This is a genomic window from Armatimonadota bacterium, from assembly GCA_035527535.1.
In the GTDB taxonomy this organism is placed as follows: domain Bacteria; phylum Armatimonadota; class Hebobacteria.
The window spans coordinates 1-15,451 of record DATLAK010000110.1 but is presented as its reverse complement, the minus strand read 5'-3'; the positions used below and the strand labels follow the sequence as shown (position 1 = coordinate 15,451).

Genomic DNA, 15,451 nt, shown 5'->3' with positions numbered 1-15,451 from the left:
AGGTGCAGGAGATCGTCGAGACCGCCATCGGCGGCACCCCCATCGGCACCACGATCGAGGGGCCGGCGCGTTTCACCATCAACGTGCGCTACGCGCGCGAGCTGCGCGATGACCTCGACCGGCTCAGCCGCGTGCTGGTGCCGCTGCCAGGTGGAGCGTGGGCGCCCTCGCCCGCGAACATGCCGGCCTCGGCCGGGAACATGCCGGCCCAGACGATGGGTGGATCCAACACCCCGATGGCTGGTGGCACGGGCGCTGCCATGGGTGGCGCCATCGGCGGTGGCATGGGCGGCGGCATGGCCGCAATCGCGGGCGCAGGGGCCGTGCCGGCTGCGGCCGCGCCAGGGGCAGCAATGGGCGACCCCGGCGCCGCACCGGACTGGGGCCGCGGCTATGGCGCGCCGCGCCTGGGGGCGGCGGTGCCGCTGTCCCAGCTCGCCGACATCATCGTCAACACCGGCCCGCCCATGATCAAGGACGAAAACGCCTCCCTCACCGGCTGGGTCTATATTGACGTCGCCGGGCGCGACATCGGCGGCTACGTCGAAGAGGCCAAGCGTGTCGTCGCGGAGCAGGTCACCATGCCCGCGGGCTATTACCTGTCGTGGACCGGGCAGTACGAGTTCATGCTGCGCATCCGCCAGCGGCTGATGATCGTGGTGCCGATCACCCTGCTCATCATCATCGTCATGCTCTACCTCAACTTCCGCTCCCTGGCGCAGACCCTGATCGTGCTGCTGTCAGTGCCGTTCGCGCTCACCGGCAGCATCTGGATGCTCTACCTCAACCACTATAACCTGAGCGTCGCGGTGTGGGTGGGCATGATCGCCCTGGCGGGGTTGGCGGCGGAGACGGGGGTGGTGATGCTGGTGTACCTGGACGAGGCCTATAACCGCTACCGGGCGGAGGGCCGCATGAACACCCAGCACGACCTCTTCCGCGCCATCACCGACGGCGCGGTGCAGCGCGTGCGCCCCAAGCTGATGACCGTGATGTGCATCTTGGCGGGGCTGCTGCCCCTGATGTGGGCGCACGGCTCCGGCGCCGACGTCATGCGCCGCATCGCCGCGCCCATGATCGGAGGCGTCATCACCTCCAGCATCTTGACGCTGGAGATCGTACCCGCCATCTATTCGCTGTGGCGTGGCCGTTCGGTGCGATGGGTCCCGCGCGATGACGACCACGCAATACGGGGTGCGACCACCCCGACCAACAAGGAGGATGAGTGAATGAAGCGCGTACTGTGGGTGATCGCGGCAGCCGCGGCGCTGCTGGTGATCGGAGTGCTGCTGGCGGGCTGTGCGGGGGGCAAGGCGGCGGACACCGCGAATCCGACGGTGGAGGCGACACCCCCCACCGCGACCCCCGCTGCGGCGGAGGCGGGGACCGTCTATACCTGCCCCATGCATCCCGAGGTGGTGTCGGATAAGCCCGGCAAGTGCCCGACTTGCGGCATGAACCTGGAGCCCAAGGCCAAGTAGGGGCACCGGCCCTTGGAGGAATCTCCATCGTGCAGTCCGACGCTCTGACAACCGGAAGCCGGCCCCGTGGGGCAGATGCATGTTCGCCGGTGGCGCCGGTCTCGACGGTACCCCCCTCCTGTCGGGGCCGGACGCCCCGGTGCGACCGGCGACATCTGACGCGGCGCAGGTTTGGAGCCTGCGGCCGCCTGCTGGTGGCGCTGGCCCTGGCGGTCCTGCCCTCCGCCGCCGGGGCCAGTCGTCCCGCGGCCCCCGAGCTGCCCGGCTTCGGTCGCACCAACTCCGTGGAGGCGCAAGCGGCGCGCCGCGTCGTGGCGCACCTGGAGCGCGACCTGGCGCGTGAGCTCGCCGCGGTCTCCGGCCCGACTGTGCCCTCGGCCACCTCGACCGGGGAAAGGAGCGCCGTCCTGTCACCGGCGCGAGCATTCTACGGGCAACTGCTGAACGCACCGATCGAGGTGGCTCCCAGCGCGCGAGCGGGGCCCGCCGGCGCGGGCGCCGATGTCGCCACGGCGGCCGCGTCACGTCAAGGCGGCGCCCTGCTCGGGCGCGCCCAAAGCTACCGGGGTACGCCTTACGTCTGGGGTGGGGCGAGCGGCGAAGGCCTCGACTGCTCGGGGCTGGTGGTGCGTACCGCCCGCGACCTGGGGCAGAGCCTCCCCCACTCGGCGGCGGAGTTATACCGCCTGGGCGAGCCCGTCGCCGACAGCCAGCTTCAGCCCGGAGACCTCGTCTTCTTCCGCGACACCTACAAGCCGGGCATCTCACACGTCGGCATCTTCAGCGGGGGCACGCGCTTCCTGCAAGCATCCAGCCGCGCGGGCCGGGTCACCGACGGCGACCTGGCCCGCCCCTATTACCGGCGCAAGTACGCCGGCGCGCGGCGGCTGTCCCTGGGCGGCCGGGCCGCGCAAACCGCGCGGCGCTGGCTGTCATCCGCAGGCCGCGTTCTCGCCGCGCCGTTCCGGCTGGGGGCGCCGTGAAAGTAGGGGCAAGGCATGCCTTGCCCCTACAAGTCGGCGTCGGTCGGCGTGTGTCGGCGGCTTCATCTGTTACTCAGATCAAGTGTTGACCCGCAGCGAAGGGGCCGCGCGCCCAGTCCCGCCGCAGGGCCGATGGTCAACGCGACCGGGGCGCGGCTTCCGACTTGCCGGACGGCTGCACAACCGCGGGCCGTGCGGCCGGGGCGAGGAGCGTCGGCCGCGGCCCGAGAAACAGCCGGCGCAGCATAGACTCGGAAATCGGCGCCTCGCGCAGGCCGCGGTCCAGTTGTCGCTCCCAGCGCGCGCCGTACACGCCGACCGGGATGAACATCACCAGGTAGAGCGCCAGCAGCGCCGCGCTCGCCCGCGCCAGCACCGCGCGCATGGACGGGAACCAACGAGCCATCAAGCCCGGCTCCGCGGATTCCCGGCGCGAGATCCACTTCTCCACCATGGTGGTCGCGCCAACCACTACGATAAGCGCGATCGCGGCCTCGAGGATCGCCAACAGGCTGATGCGGTCCTCGAACCGCACCGGCGGTGATGACACCAGGACCACCACCCACGGCAGCAGGCTCGCCACCACCGCGATCGGGACGACGACCAGCACGATGCGCGCGACGAGCACTGCGGATGACTTGCCGGCGTCCGCCGGAATCCGCCTTCCCCGGAGCCGCCGCGCCGCCAGCGTCACCAAACCCGCGATTGCGGCGGCGACAATGCACACCACCAGCCACAGCACCACCAGGCACAGCAGCACCAGCCACTGACCAGCCCACCAGGACATATATCTCCGCCAAGGCCCATACCGACTGAACGCGCCGCGGACCCCCCAGTCCATTTGCAGCATGTCGCGCACGGCCTTGCTTCGTCCGGCCGCGACCAGCGCCTGCTCCGCCAGCTTGTCCGCGCCGTGCTCGACCAGGTAGTCATACAGCCGGCCGAAGGCGAGTATCTCCTCGGCGTGGTTGACCAAGGGGTCGTAGAGTCCGCGGCCCCGCAGGTGCAGGCTCGGGCCGAACGGAGCAGCGACCGCCCCCGCTATCCCCAGCGCGGCCATCCCGCCCGACCGCAGCATCTGCGGCTCCATCCCGAACACCGCCCCGTACCAGCGAATGGCCAGCGCATTGTCCCCCGCCTGCCGCGCCTGGTGGCCGACGAGCGCGGCGGTGGCCGCGACCCGGGTGACGACCTCCGATCCCAGCCCCTCAAAGGAAGTGCCGGCCTTGGCAAACACGCGGGTTTTGCCTTGCAGCCGCCATGCCTCGATCACTGCCTCCTCTACCTCGCGGCGGTGGTTGCTCCAGCGCTCGAGGCTCGCCGCGCGCTCCAGCATGTGCAGGGCGTCGGCGTCCCGGTGCTGAGCCAGGTACGCGCCGGCGATGAGCTGCGGATACAGCGCGTTATCCGGCTCGGCCTTCCACGCGGCGGATGCGTGGTCTATCACCTGCGGCGCGACGCTCGGATTCGCAGGTGGCCTGGGCCTGCGCAGCCTTTCCCTCGGCGTAGCCAGTTCGGGGCGCAGGGTTCCCATGCGCTGGGCGTAAGCGATGGCAAGCTGACAGCGGATCATCGTCCGCCGGTCGGCGGGGGCGGCCCGCAGCGCCCGCGACAGCGCGCCCACCCGGTCCGGCTCGGCCTCGCCGTGCCGAGCATAGCTGGCCCCCACCCCCTCCAGCACCAGCCACTGCCAGTGCCGCCGCAGCTCTGCCGACACTCCTTTCGGCAGCTCGCCGCTCAGCACGGAGGAGGAGAACGGATCCGGCCGGCCGGCGACCAGGCTGATCAGCAGCCACGCCTGGTCCCTGGCGGTCAGCCGCAGCTCCCGCGAGGCGGCGAGGATCACCACCAGCGCGCCCACGAGTATCGCCAGCACCTTGACCAGCCTTGGCGTCATCCGCATCTCACTGCTCCTCCGGCCGCTGCGGTTGCACCCGACGGCGCAAGAACTCCGGCCACAGATCAAGCGGGCGCGGCGGCGTCACCGCAAGCGGCCGTCCCAGCAGGTCGGGGCCGGAGATGGCATCGCCGCGCAGGATGGGCGGCAGGTCATCGGGGTGCACCCTCACCCCACCTCTCCCTTCCAGGGAGAGGTGTCGCGCGGCGGCGTCGGCCCTCGGCGGCGAGGTGGCGATGACGACCCACGCTGCCCCCCACAGCAGCAGCCCCGACAGCACCAGCGCGCCGGCGGTGGCGGCAGCGATCTGCCGCGCCGGGGTGCAGATCCAGTTGTCCAGCGCGTCCGCCACGCGGGTCAACGGGCCGGCGGTGACGCGCGCCATCACCGCCGCGTCGAAGCCGGGATGCGCCTCGATCACCGGATGCAGCTTCAGCCGCTGACACGCAGCCTTGGTCCCCTCGAACCACCGACGGCAGGCGGCGCACTCGGCCAGATGGCCGTCGGCGGCGCGCCGCTCGTCACCGGAAAGGTTGACTTCTCCCCCTTTCAAGGGGGAGACCGAGAGAGGGTCCAAGGCCCCGGCCATGCCACCCTCCCCCCGCCTCTCCCCGGCACAGACAAAGGTTGGCTCTTCATCCAACAGCGCCGACAGCAGCTCGCGCATGTGCTCGCAGTGTGAATCAGTCATGCTTCTTCGCTCAACAGCTCGCGCAGCTTCTCGCGCGCGGCGGCCAGGCGCGAGCGCACCGTGCCCACCGGCACCCGCAGAATATGCGCGATCTCCCGGTACGACGCGCCGTGCAGCTCGCGCAGCACCAGCGCCGCCCGCAGCGGCGGCGATAGCGACTGGATGGCGGCGCGCACCGCAACTCCTTCGTCGGGGGAAGACCGCGCCGACGCCAACTCCGGTGGCAGCTCCCCCTCGCGCCCGCGCCGGCCCAGGCGGTTGATGCACTCGTTGACGGTGATGCGCCGCAACCAGGTTGCGAATGTCGCCTCCCCGCGAAATCCCCCGAGTCGAGTGAAGACGCGCACCAAAACCTCCTGCGCCGCGTCCTGCGCCTCGTCGGCGGCGCCCAGCATCTGGTAGGCGAGGTTGAGCACCCACCCCCGGTGGCGTTCGAGCAGCGCGTCGAAAGCACGCCGGTCACCCTGCCGGCAGGCGGCGACCAGGTCGGCGTCAGGATGCGCCATGGCCTCGGGGCGCCGGACGCGGAGTTGATCCAAGGCCGCTGTTGACCTCGCGCTAATCCGTCTTCTCCCGATGGTATTGACAGTTGACGCCCGGCGAAAGTTCGCCGTGGGGGCAGTGGGCCTCATCCGGGGCAGGAGGGTCGCCCGCCGCCGCCGAATTGCTGGGCTGAGGATACTACCGGGAATCCCCCATGTCCAGGTCTCGCAGCCGCCGCAAGCGCAAAGCCCCACCGCCTCGCAAGCGCCGTTCGTGGTTTTCTCGCCTCTCGCCCGAGGTGCGCGTGATCGCGCTGGTGGTGGTCGTCGCGGCTGGCGTTGGAGCCTTCGTCTCCTGGCCGCGGAAGGCGGCGCGCCCGACGACCAAGCTCACCATCGTCGCGCCCGCCGATGATGCTTTCCGCCTGGCGCTGATTGACGCCGGCCGTTCCTTCGCGCGCACCCACCGCGATCTCGATGTCGTCGTCGTTGACGCGCGAGATGAGAAGATGCGCGCCTACGAAGCGATGTGGCGCAAGGGCGAGTCGAAGGTGGACCTGCTGATCGGCGCGGAGGCGTACCTGGCGGGGTGGGCGCAGGCAGGGCTGCTGGAGCCGTGGGACGACCTGGTGGCGAGCCGAAAGATGCGGCTGGCGCCCGCGGGCCTGGAGGCGGGCCGGATCGCGGGCAAGCAGGTGATGCTGCCGGTGGCGCTGGAGCTGACCTGCCTGACGGTGGCGGGGCCGGACAGCGCCGCTATCCCGGATTCGCTGGAGCGGCTGGCGAGCGCGGCGCGGAAGTTGAGCTCACCGGGCGCGCCCGCGTTGGGCGCAGACTGGCGAGGGCCCTGGGCGGCGGCCGTGGTGCTGTCAACGGCGCGAGCTGCGAGGCCTCATCTCACGCAGGCGATGCTGATGGGCGGCGCCGGCGAGGCCCTGGCCTGGTGGCGGCGCGGCATTGCCGAGGGTTGGGCAAGCAAACCCGCGGCAAGCGACGGCAGCCTGCCGCGGCTGTGGTGGGCGGGACAGCGCGGCGCCCCAGGCGGCGACGGCGGCCGGGGAGTGCTGTGGCTGCCGCCGGGGGCGGTCGAGCACGGAACGCTGTGCGCGGCCTATGGCGCCGTGCTGCCACGCAAGTCGAGCCACCAACCGGCGGCGCGGCTGTTTGCGTCCGAGGTCCTGCTGTCGGACGAGTTCCAGTCGGCGCTGGCGCAGCGGGCGGGATTGCTGCCGGCGGTGGTGGGAGCGTGGGACCAGCTCAGCGGCGCCCGGTGGAAGGCCCTAAGCGGCGCGGCCGCGCGCTCGCTGCCGCTGTCGCCGGAGCTGCGGGCGCGGGGGACCGCGGAGCGCTTTGCGCAGGTCACCAGGTCGTGCCTGGAGGGCGAGACGACTCCCGCGGCGGCGGCCGCCCGGCTTGCGGGTCTGCTCTAGGCCGGGGAACCGCGGAGACGAGCGGAACGCAGTGTACGCGCCAATCGCCCGACGGTGGTATAATGGTGAATTAGAGGATGCGAAGGGGAGCAAGCCGGTGAAAAGGATGTATCTCGGGTGGATCGCGATCGGCGCCCTGGTCGTCGTGAGCTTGGTGCTGGCGGCAAGCAGCCGGCACCGGGGCCCCACCAGCGCGGTGGACGAGCAGGTGGCGGGGTATTCTCAGCAGGCGCTTGGACAGGAACCGGCCGCGGAGCCCGGTGACGGGAAGGTCACGCTCAACTTGTCGCGGGCGCTGCGCCTCGCGCTGCCGGTGCTGGGGTATTTCGCCTATCATCCCCGGCCGGACGAGCACGAGGAAGACCCCGCGAAGCTCGCGCAGGCGCGCCAGGACCAGGCCCAGGAACGGGCCGAACGAGACATGCTGGCGCAGCTGGCGGCGGATTACAGGGGCGCCTTGTCGGTAGTCCTGGTAACCCCAATGACGACGCCGGCTTCGATCGCGCGGCACAAGGTGGCGAAGTTCCCTACCACCATCATCTTCGACGCGGACAACCAGGAGCTGTGGCGTCATGAGGGGGACGTCACCGGCGCGCAGATCCGCCGCGAGCTGGTGAGAGTCAAGATCGAGCCCGCCCCCGCGTCCGACGCCGGCGCGAAGAAGTAGTCCCGCCAGCCGTCCGCTCGCGGGGCAAGCGGGCGCGGATCGCCGCCAACGTCGGAAGCACCAGCAGCGGGAGCACGGCGGGACTTGCCCACGCTGCACCGGGGTGTCGCGCAAACGCCTCTACCCGTCACCACGTGGAGTAGGGCGTGCCGTCGCGACCGGTGTCGTCGCTGTTGGAGTGCACCTCACCGGAGGCGCCGTCATAGCGCCAGTCGCGCTTGCCGGTGAAGGGGTCGAGCGGCGCCAGCATGTCGCCGGTGCGCAGATAGGGCCCGCGATAGGACGCCAGGTCGAGCTCCCGTCCGGAGCCGTCGAACCTGGAGCTGACGTGCTCCCCGCTCCAGGCGAAGACGTCCTCCAGGCGCGGCGGGAAGCCCCCGCAGTCAGCGTGGAAGTGCTCGATGGCGACGCGGAAGTTCGCCAGGTCACCCCGCAGCGCGCTCTCGTTGGAGCGCCGTGCGGCCCCCAGCACCTGGGGGATGATTATGAGGGCGATCACGCCGATCACGATCAGCAAGACCGCCAGCTCGACGAGGGTGAACCCCTGCCGCAGCCTGCGTTCTCGAAGGGAGGCCGCGACTCGTTTGGACTGCGGCGCCGGCGGCGTGTGCGAGCGAAGAGGGATCATGGCCGTTGATGCTATTATTCCAGGAACGGCGCGACGATTGAGACAAAGTTCGCAGGTGCTTGATCGGCGCCGCCTCCAGGGCGCGAGTGGGGGCTGCCCGGAGCGAGGGCGCCGCAGGCGGAGTCCCAAGCGGCACGGGATCTCCGCCTGCGGCGCGGACAACTGCCCGACACGGGGGGCGGACGCCGGGCGCGTTCGAGCTACTTGTTGAACGTGTAGTTCACCCCCACCCACCAGTGGTCGCCGAAGACACCGCCCTTATAGGTCGGGCCGGCGGGGTCGGGGGTGTAGGTCAGACCCACGATATCGTCGGTTCCATCCCACAGGGCGATGGCGCCCACGGCCGGCGTCAGCAGCGCCTGAACGCCGCCAAACACGCTGTCGCGATTGGGGTGATTGAGGTCGGTGGCCAGGCCCAGCTCCTGACCGGCACCCAGGTGCAGGCGCCAGATGGGGCAATTCGCGGCGGTCGGCGGGCCGGCCGGCGGATTCAAGGTCTTGGCGGCGGCCACGAACACGCCGCGCTCGAAGTCCGGGCCGAACAGATGCCTGAGGTCCTGGCCCAGGTCGCGCACCCCCACCACCACGTCCGCGTAGTCGCCCTTGCGCTCGCTCAGGAGCAGCGCGGTGGCGTTGAGGATGGTCTCATTGGGCATGGTGTCGGGGTCGGCGTACCATACGTCAATCTCCACGCGATCGGTCACGCCGACGTACATGGTGGTGAAGTAAACGTGGCCGGGCAAGCCCGGCGGGTAGTCGTACTTGATGTAGTACTGCGCCAGGTCCACCTGGCCCGCGCCGACCTGGTTGGCCGTGGGCATGGTCACGATGTCCCCCGCCAGCGCCGGGACCGCCCACAGCGCGAGCACTGCCACTACTGCGAGAATCGCGGCTGTCAGTCTCCCCATGATTTCAGCTCCCTCCACCGTGGTATCGTCGCCCCGGTCGAGCTCCGGTGGGCGACCGCCGGCATCTCTTCGCCGCTAGGCAATCGCTTACCTGCCGGCCGCCGGGCGCCAAGCGGCGGGGCGGCGAATCCCTTGGGCGCGCACCGCGACTCCAGGGGAAATCGCGGCCGCTCCTCACCCAATGCCACGCGCTGGTTACGCGTGATCTCGGTCAGGGATTCTCCAACTGGACTTCGGTCTCTCCCGCGGCGAGACGAGCGAGGATCTCCTCGATGATGGGGAGGTGCCAGAAGTACCCGCCCTCGGCCAACTGGTACTCGACCACCACCCAGCCCCGGCGGCGCACGGCGCGGCCGCGGAAGGAGTGGCCTTGCCTGCGCACGCCGCGCACCCACACCCGCATGCCCAGCGCACGTTCCGCCCGCCGGCGCTGCGGCTCCAGCGACGGCGGCAGGTCGTCGGCTGCTCGGATCCGCGCCCACCTCACGTCGAGCTACCCTCGTCCGGGCGGGGCAAGCATTCAGCCACCGTTGGCGGCGCGTGCCCGCGCGGTGGCCGCGACATCGCGGGAAAAATGGCGCCCCCGGCCCGAATCGAACGGGCGACGCAGGGCTTAGGACGCCCTCGCTCTATCCGCTGAGCTACGGGGGCGCAAGGCGCCGAGCGGGCGATGCCGGTGCCAGGCCGCGATGATCCTGATTATACCGCACCCGCGGGCGCTCGTCCAACGGCCCCTGCCGGGGTGTGACCGCGGAAAGTTGGGATCGGTCGCGAGAACCTGTAGGGGCGCACGGCGTGCGCCCCCTTCACAGCGGCTAGGCCGTTGGCCGCTGGCTAGGCGGCTAGTAGCCGCCGCCATCCCGGCCCGACGAAGTCGGGACCTAGGGACGTGGCGGTCGCTTGCGACCTAGCCACCGAGGGCGGTTGGGCCACATCCAAATGCGCGACTACGAGCCTATTGGGATGAGGCTCAACCCATGGAGCATGGCCGCCCCGGCCGTGTGGGCGACCCGCCTCGTCGGGTCGCCAGATGACACAGGCGAGGGCGCCTATGCTCCACGTGGGATGCATGGCGCCACCTCTCCGGTCAACTCCACCAACGAAAAGCGGTCACACCCGTCGGAGGGGGAAAAGCCGACCCGCCCCGATGGTCGTCGGGGCGGGTCGAGAACCTGCTCGGCATCTCGACGGTTACCAGATGCCTCGCGACTGTCCGTCACTCAGGACCGGCTAGAACGAGCGTATGTCTCCATCGCCCTCGGCATTCGGCCGGAACAGGTACCTCAGGTAGTCGTAGAAGGTCTGGTTCACGTACTTGGCGTGACCATCCACGAAGCCGACCGGCCTCGCGGTGTGGATGTTCGGGGCCAAACCCACGTTGTTGGTCGCGGTTGACCACGGCAAGGCCGGGTTCGGTCCAGGCGGGTCGGTCGAGGGCTCCTGGTGCGTCATGCCGTACGCCACGCTGTAGCCCTCGTGGACGCTGATCGCGTCGCACCATACCAGCGGCTTGGCAGCCGGATCGTCGAAGTAGCCAAGCTGTATACTGCAAGGCGCGTACTCATAGGGCCTGTAGTACTGGTCAGTCGTCGGCGAGGGGCCTGCAGGCAGGATGCCCAGCACCCTGGCCCGGTCGAACAGCCATTTGTAGTTGCCACAGTTAATGTTGCGGTACGGGTACCAGCTCGACGGGCCCGCTGGCTGGGTGTAGCCGTCTATGTCATGGGCCTCGTAACCACAGGCCTGGTTCCAGGTGCCGCTGCAGCCGTCTCCCAGGTCGTAATGGCTGCCCAGTGTGCCGTAGTCGTGGTGCAGGCAGGCATAGGTGTAACAACCGTCCCACATGCACTTGTTGACGCCGGGGATGATGGGAACGGTCGCGGCCTGAACCACGAACCCGCATAACTGCCACGGATCCTTCTTGGACAGGGTCGGGCAGTTGAAGATCTGGATGTTCTTCATGTACGGGCGCAACAGGTCAGGGAGAACCCACTTGCCCCAGGCGTACGGGTTGCCCATGATTGGATGCCGGGGAGTCCCGATGTACTGGGCGTCGGTCGGGTACACATAGTGGCCCAGGAACTCGCCCCGGTAGGCACCCCACAGCTTGTCGCGGACACGCCCCGGGTCCGTGGTGACGTCAACCAGCGGCGCGGTCAGCGGCGCAATCGCCACCGGGGAGCGGGTGAGCACGTGGGCCTGCCCGCTCATCTGGTTGGCGTCCGCCGCCGGCAGGCAGTCATCATAGTCGTTGGCATACATCAGGCACGCCAAGGTGATCTGCCTGACGTTGGACAGACAAGTGGCCTTGCGGGCCGCTTCCCGCGCTCGGGCGAACACGGGGAACAGAATTGCCGCCAAGATTGCGATGATCGCAATCACGACCAGCAACTCGATCAAGGTAAAACCGCGATTCCTTCGCATGTTCAAGTTGCCTCCTTAGAGTTCATGCGAACGCTTTCCGCCTCTGCCACCCGACCCGATGCGGCCGGGGGCAGTGCAAGCTAAGAAGTCAGTTCCTCGGGCCGATCGCGTACCTTCACCTCCCTTCCGGCCCAGCATACCCTGGTATGTCGTAACCGTTAGCCGCATAACTGTCATCCTGAGCGCAGCGAAGGATCTTGTCTCGGATGATAGCCACTTCCAAGATTCTTCGCCTCTGGCTCAGAATGACATCCTCCGTCGGTGCTCCAATGGCCCGGCTTTCGTGCGGCGCCTCCCCGCACCCGCCACCGGTCGCTCACATTCGCTTCGACGCGGGCTGCGTCCCGTGCCGACGGCCTTTTCAAATCTCCGCCTCGCCAGAAGCGGTCATACGCTACACGTCACCCCGCGCCGCCTGCCTGCGGGCAATGTCACGGGGCTGCGACTCAGCCGCCTGGCGGGGTCTCAACATTTCCTGCGCCACCCGGAGCCGGTGCGGCACCCTCTGGCTCGACGGGTTCCTGGCCTCGCTCCTGGCCGGGGCGATCCGGGAAGTACTCTTCCCGCGGGTTGCCGAAGTAGATCCACAGCATCGCGACGATGACCACCACGACGAGGATCACGATTACCGTGACGATGGGGCTCACCTGCTTTTTCAACGCTTAGTTCCTCCTGCCCCCGCTGCCGGGGCCTTGTGGTGTAACACCGACTCGCACCTCGCAATATACCCATCGGGAGGGCGCCTTACTCGTTCTTCTATTGGGTGGGATTCTGCGGCGTAGGCAGTAATCCTTCCGATAGAAAATATATTGCGAATCGCGCCGGTTGTCAAGCGCCGTGGTCGGTATTCTTGCGCAGGTGACGCGAACCGACGTTCTGCCGTGACATCCCGGCCGAGGCGGCCAGGCTCCATGGCGCGGGCGCGGCGGCCAGGAGAGGATGATTGGAGCATGGGCGCCCCCGCCCGTGACATCCCGGCCGAGGCGGCCTCAACCTCCGAGCACCGACTGCTGCTTCTTGTTCCTCTTCTCCCGTCGCTTCTCCTTGATGCTCTTGGCCGGCTTCTTCTTGTCTTCGCGCTTGGTGGTATGTGCCTTGTCGGGCATGGAAGATCACCTCCGTGCAGGCTCAGGCGCAACCCGGGCCCCGCGACCGGGCCGGCCATACGGGCCGGCAGCCGCAGGGGCCGGGACGCTGCAACTGCGGCCGATATGTTAGGCCCCTCCGCTCCGCTATCTGGTGGGGCCCTTGTCCCGGCCAATAATCCGAGCAGGAGGCCACTTCAGGCCGCCTCCTGCGCCGACATCGAGTACGCGCGCACCCCTTGCTCCACGCGCTGCCGCAGACCCCTCACTCCTTGCAGGATGCGGTCCGCGATCTCGTCAGCACAGACCACGATGATCAGGCTGTTGTGATCATCGCTGCGGTAGGCGCGGCGACCCGGGCGCTCCACCTCGCGCGCAACCGCCACGCCGTCGAGACGCGCATAGTCGAGCACTGCAATCTGGCGATGCAACAGGCCGATCACCTCCGCCTCATGCCGCCGCTCGAATATGACGTGCACGACCTTCAATCGCGCGCTCTTCGCTGCGTCATTTCTCTAGTCACAGCATAGCTCCTGCCCCGCGCGCTGTCAAGGGTGGGGGCGGCCGCCGCTGGGCGCCGGTCGGCTCCAGCCCCACCCACACCTCATGTTCGTGTTGGCGCAGTGCGGCCAGATATGCCTCGAACTGCGCAAACCCCGTGCCGTCTTGGGTCGCCCGTAGTCCACCCACCGCTTGCTGATATCAATCCCCACTACTACTGCCCGCTCCCGATCCGGCACCGCTTGACGATTCCTCCGCGCTTGCTGCATACTGCTCTGTAGTTAGGTCCGCCCTTGGAAGTTGTGTTAACCAACGTTTCCCCAAGCAGGACCTAACCTGCTCTTATCCCTCGCCATTATGGGAACAGGCGCTGCACCTGTGTCCGAACCCAACGAGACTGCACCGAGCCCGGACTCCGCCGCGCGGTTGCGCACCGACCTCACGCTCGTCCTGGTGTCGTGGGGGGTCTTCGGTGCGTGCTGGTTCAACGCGGTGCAGGGCGCGCCCTACACCGCCTTTGCGGTGCGCCTGGGCGCGAGCCCACTGGTGCTGGGCTTTCTGTCGGCGGCCGCGGTGTTGGGGGTGATGGGGCAAGTTGCGTCATCATACTTCATCGAGCGCACCGGCCGTCGCAAGCTCATATTCCTGACCGCCGGCTTGCTCCAGCGTCCGCTGTGGATCCTGGTCGGGGCGCTGCCGTTCCTGATTCCCGCCGGCCATGGCGTCTGGAGACTGTGGGGGCTGCTGTGCTTGACGTTGCTGTCCTCGACCTTGGGCTCGATAGGCAGCCCCGCCTGGGTCAGCTGGATGGCGCATGTAATCCCCCAGCGCCTCCGCGCGCGCTTCTTCGGCGCCCGGTTCCGCCTCGCCACCGTTAGCGGCATGATCACCGCCCTGGTGGCGGGCAGGGTGCTGGACTGGAACAGCTCCTACGCCACCTTTTTCGCCGTCTTCGGCTTCGCGGCGGTCATGGGCACGATTGACATCGCCATGTTCTTGTTCGTCCCCCGTCGCTACGAGGCGCGCCCCTCGCGGCCGACGCCGCTGCTCACCATCTTGACCGTGCCCTGGCGCGACCCGGCTTTCCGCCGCTATCTCTATTATGCGGGCTCGAGCGCCGCCAGCTACGCCATTATGGGGCAGTTCCTGACCCTCTACCTGCTGGAACGGGTCGGGCTGGGCAAGTTCTATACCAATCTCTACCTGCTGGTGATCCCGCTGCTGCTGGCGGCGGTGCTGGGGACCGCCATCGGACGCCAGATCAGCTACTATGGCAACCGGCCGGTGCTGACGGTTGCGACCTTGCTCGCCATCCCCTTGCCGCTGATGTTCGGCGGGGCCGGGCACGACAGCCACTTGCTGCTCACCGCCGCCGCCGTGCTCGCGGGAGTGGTGACTGGGGTCGTGGGCGTCACCGAGGTCAACTTACTGTTCGCCATGACGCCCGAGACCAAGCGCAGCGCCTACCTGGCAGGGGTCGCCCTGGTCGCGGGGCTGGTGGGAGCGGCGGCGCCGATCGTGGGCGGCGTGATCGCGCAGTCGCTGGCGGGTTGGCAGACGACCATCGGCGGGTTTAAGGTCGTGAACCTGCACGTGGTGTTCCTGGTCTCAACCGTCATGCGGGTGATCCACCTTGCCGTATTCGTGCCGCAGCTGCCGGAGCCCGCCGCACGTCCCCCCCGGGAGCTGGTGGCGAACGCCTTGCGGGGTTCCATGGAGGCGGCGGGCGATGCGATGCGACGGCTCCGACGCCGCTGAACCTGGAGGCCGCAGTGACACATCAATTCACCGTCTCGACGCGCGCCCGCGCGCAGCTGGTGGAGATCACCGAACAGGTCGCGTCCGCGGTGCGCGAATCCGGCGCCGCCAGCGGGGTTGTGCACGTGTTCGTCCCCCACACGACCGCGGGCATCACCATCAACGAGAACGCCGACCCCGCGGTGGGGGCGGACCTGCTGGCGGCGCTGGAGCGCATGGCGCCTGACGGTGCGCGCTACAGCCACGGCGAGGGCAACTCCCCGGCCCACGTCAAAGCGAGCCTGATGGGGTGCTGTCAGACCGTGCTGTTTCAAGACCGCGCGCTCGTGCTCGGCGCCTGGCAGGGGATCTACCTGTGCGAGTTCGACGGCCCGCGCACCCGCCGCGTGGCGGTCAATATTCACGCGGATGCGGGCTAGAACCTGCAGCCGGTGATCCGGTGGAAATCCGCAGGGAAAGAGGCGCTCAATGGAGCTGGTGGGCAATCCGAAGATGTGCTATGGCTGCGGCACCGAC

Annotated in this window: 15 protein-coding genes, 1 tRNA gene and 1 pseudogene; 7 read left to right on the top strand and 10 right to left on the bottom strand. The window is 68.9% G+C overall.

Annotated features, from left to right (window positions below):
• The 3 genes and pseudogenes from VM221_07995 to VM221_07985 form a co-directional block, all read left to right on the top strand.
• Positions 1–1,229 (top strand): efflux RND transporter permease subunit (locus tag VM221_07995; protein ID HUT74759.1); only part of this gene is annotated, 1,229 nt, incomplete at its 5' end.
• 108 nt (positions 1,230–1,337) lie between these two features.
• Positions 1,338–1,469, top strand: a pseudogene (locus VM221_07990) (heavy metal-binding domain-containing protein).
• A 206-nt stretch (positions 1,470–1,675) separates the two neighbouring features.
• Positions 1,676–2,464 (top strand): NlpC/P60 family protein, encoded by a 789-nt coding sequence (locus VM221_07985; GenBank protein ID HUT74758.1) that lies wholly within the window; start codon positions 1,676–1,678, stop codon positions 2,462–2,464.
• Between the two features lie 136 nt (positions 2,465–2,600).
• On the opposite strand, the gene VM221_07980 is transcribed toward VM221_07985, so the two are convergent.
• From VM221_07980 to VM221_07970, 3 genes are read right to left on the bottom strand one after another with little or no spacing between them, the layout of a single operon-like run.
• Positions 2,601–4,367, bottom strand: coding sequence for a hypothetical protein (locus VM221_07980; GenBank protein HUT74757.1), 1,767 nt, complete (start codon positions 4,365–4,367; stop codon positions 2,601–2,603).
• 1 nt (position 4,368) lies between these two features.
• Positions 4,369–5,052: a hypothetical protein gene (locus VM221_07975; GenBank protein HUT74756.1), complete on the bottom strand. Its 684-nt coding sequence runs from the start codon at positions 5,050–5,052 to the stop codon at positions 4,369–4,371.
• Entirely contained in the window at positions 5,049–5,558 is a 510-nt protein-coding gene (locus VM221_07970; protein ID HUT74755.1) for a sigma-70 family RNA polymerase sigma factor, read from the bottom strand. The genes VM221_07975 and VM221_07970 overlap by 4 nt, the downstream gene beginning before the upstream one ends.
• Before the next feature lie 191 nt (positions 5,559–5,749).
• Between VM221_07970 and VM221_07965 the strand changes: the two genes are divergently transcribed.
• Complete coding sequence (locus VM221_07965) at positions 5,750–6,964, top strand: hypothetical protein (GenBank protein ID HUT74754.1); 1,215 nt, start codon at positions 5,750–5,752, stop codon at positions 6,962–6,964.
• A gap of 97 nt (positions 6,965–7,061) precedes the next feature.
• A complete protein-coding gene (locus VM221_07960) occupies positions 7,062–7,631 on the top strand; it encodes a hypothetical protein (protein HUT74753.1) in 570 nt (189 codons plus the stop codon).
• Between the two features lie 127 nt (positions 7,632–7,758).
• Here the strand turns inward: VM221_07960 and VM221_07955 are convergent, their stop codons facing one another.
• The 7 genes from VM221_07955 to VM221_07925 all read right to left on the bottom strand — a co-directional run bounded on the left by VM221_07955 (position 7,759) and on the right by VM221_07925 (position 13,164).
• Positions 7,759–8,259, bottom strand: coding sequence for a hypothetical protein (locus VM221_07955; protein HUT74752.1), 501 nt, complete (start codon positions 8,257–8,259; stop codon positions 7,759–7,761).
• A 200-nt stretch (positions 8,260–8,459) separates the two neighbouring features.
• Positions 8,460–9,167 (bottom strand): hypothetical protein, encoded by a 708-nt coding sequence (locus VM221_07950; GenBank protein HUT74751.1) that lies wholly within the window; start codon positions 9,165–9,167, stop codon positions 8,460–8,462.
• A gap of 211 nt (positions 9,168–9,378) precedes the next feature.
• The gene (locus tag VM221_07945; GenBank protein HUT74750.1) at positions 9,379–9,654 is read right to left on the bottom strand and encodes a hypothetical protein; all 276 of its coding nucleotides are present in this window, start codon (positions 9,652–9,654) and stop codon (positions 9,379–9,381) included.
• An 88-nt stretch (positions 9,655–9,742) separates the two neighbouring features.
• Positions 9,743–9,818 (bottom strand) — tRNA-Arg (locus VM221_07940).
• Between the two features lie 579 nt (positions 9,819–10,397).
• Positions 10,398–11,591 (bottom strand): prepilin-type N-terminal cleavage/methylation domain-containing protein, encoded by a 1,194-nt coding sequence (locus VM221_07935; GenBank protein HUT74749.1) that lies wholly within the window; start codon positions 11,589–11,591, stop codon positions 10,398–10,400.
• A gap of 446 nt (positions 11,592–12,037) precedes the next feature.
• Positions 12,038–12,250, bottom strand: a complete 213-nt coding sequence (locus VM221_07930; protein HUT74748.1) for a hypothetical protein — start codon at positions 12,248–12,250, stop codon at positions 12,038–12,040.
• Between the two features lie 623 nt (positions 12,251–12,873).
• The gene (locus tag VM221_07925; GenBank protein ID HUT74747.1) at positions 12,874–13,164 is read right to left on the bottom strand and encodes a hypothetical protein; all 291 of its coding nucleotides are present in this window, start codon (positions 13,162–13,164) and stop codon (positions 12,874–12,876) included.
• Positions 13,165–13,555: 391 nt separating this feature from the next.
• On the opposite strand from VM221_07925, the gene VM221_07920 reads away from it, so the two are divergent.
• A complete protein-coding gene (locus VM221_07920; GenBank protein ID HUT74746.1) occupies positions 13,556–14,935 on the top strand; it encodes an MFS transporter in 1,380 nt (459 codons plus the stop codon).
• A gap of 14 nt (positions 14,936–14,949) precedes the next feature.
• Positions 14,950–15,354 (top strand): secondary thiamine-phosphate synthase enzyme YjbQ, encoded by a 405-nt coding sequence (locus tag VM221_07915; protein HUT74745.1) that lies wholly within the window; start codon positions 14,950–14,952, stop codon positions 15,352–15,354.
• Positions 15,355–15,451 lie beyond the last annotated feature (97 nt).

Excerpts from the sequence above, each read along its gene's own strand:
- VM221_07970 (HUT74755.1), bottom strand. The coding sequence starts at position 5,558 with ATGGCGCATCCTGACGCCGACCTGGTCGCCGCCTGCCGGCAGGGTGAC.
- VM221_07980 (HUT74757.1), bottom strand. The coding sequence starts at position 4,367 with ATGCGGATGACGCCAAGGCTGGTCAAGGTGCTGGCGATACTCGTGGGC.
- VM221_07955 (HUT74752.1), bottom strand. The coding sequence starts at position 8,259 with ATGATCCCTCTTCGCTCGCACACGCCGCCGGCGCCGCAGTCCAAACGA.
- VM221_07950 (HUT74751.1), bottom strand. The coding sequence starts at position 9,167 with ATGGGGAGACTGACAGCCGCGATTCTCGCAGTAGTGGCAGTGCTCGCG.
- VM221_07975 (HUT74756.1), bottom strand. The coding sequence starts at position 5,052 with ATGACTGATTCACACTGCGAGCACATGCGCGAGCTGCTGTCGGCGCTG.
- VM221_07965 (HUT74754.1), top strand. The coding sequence starts at position 5,750 with ATGTCCAGGTCTCGCAGCCGCCGCAAGCGCAAAGCCCCACCGCCTCGC.
- VM221_07935 (HUT74749.1), bottom strand. The coding sequence starts at position 11,591 with ATGCGAAGGAATCGCGGTTTTACCTTGATCGAGTTGCTGGTCGTGATT.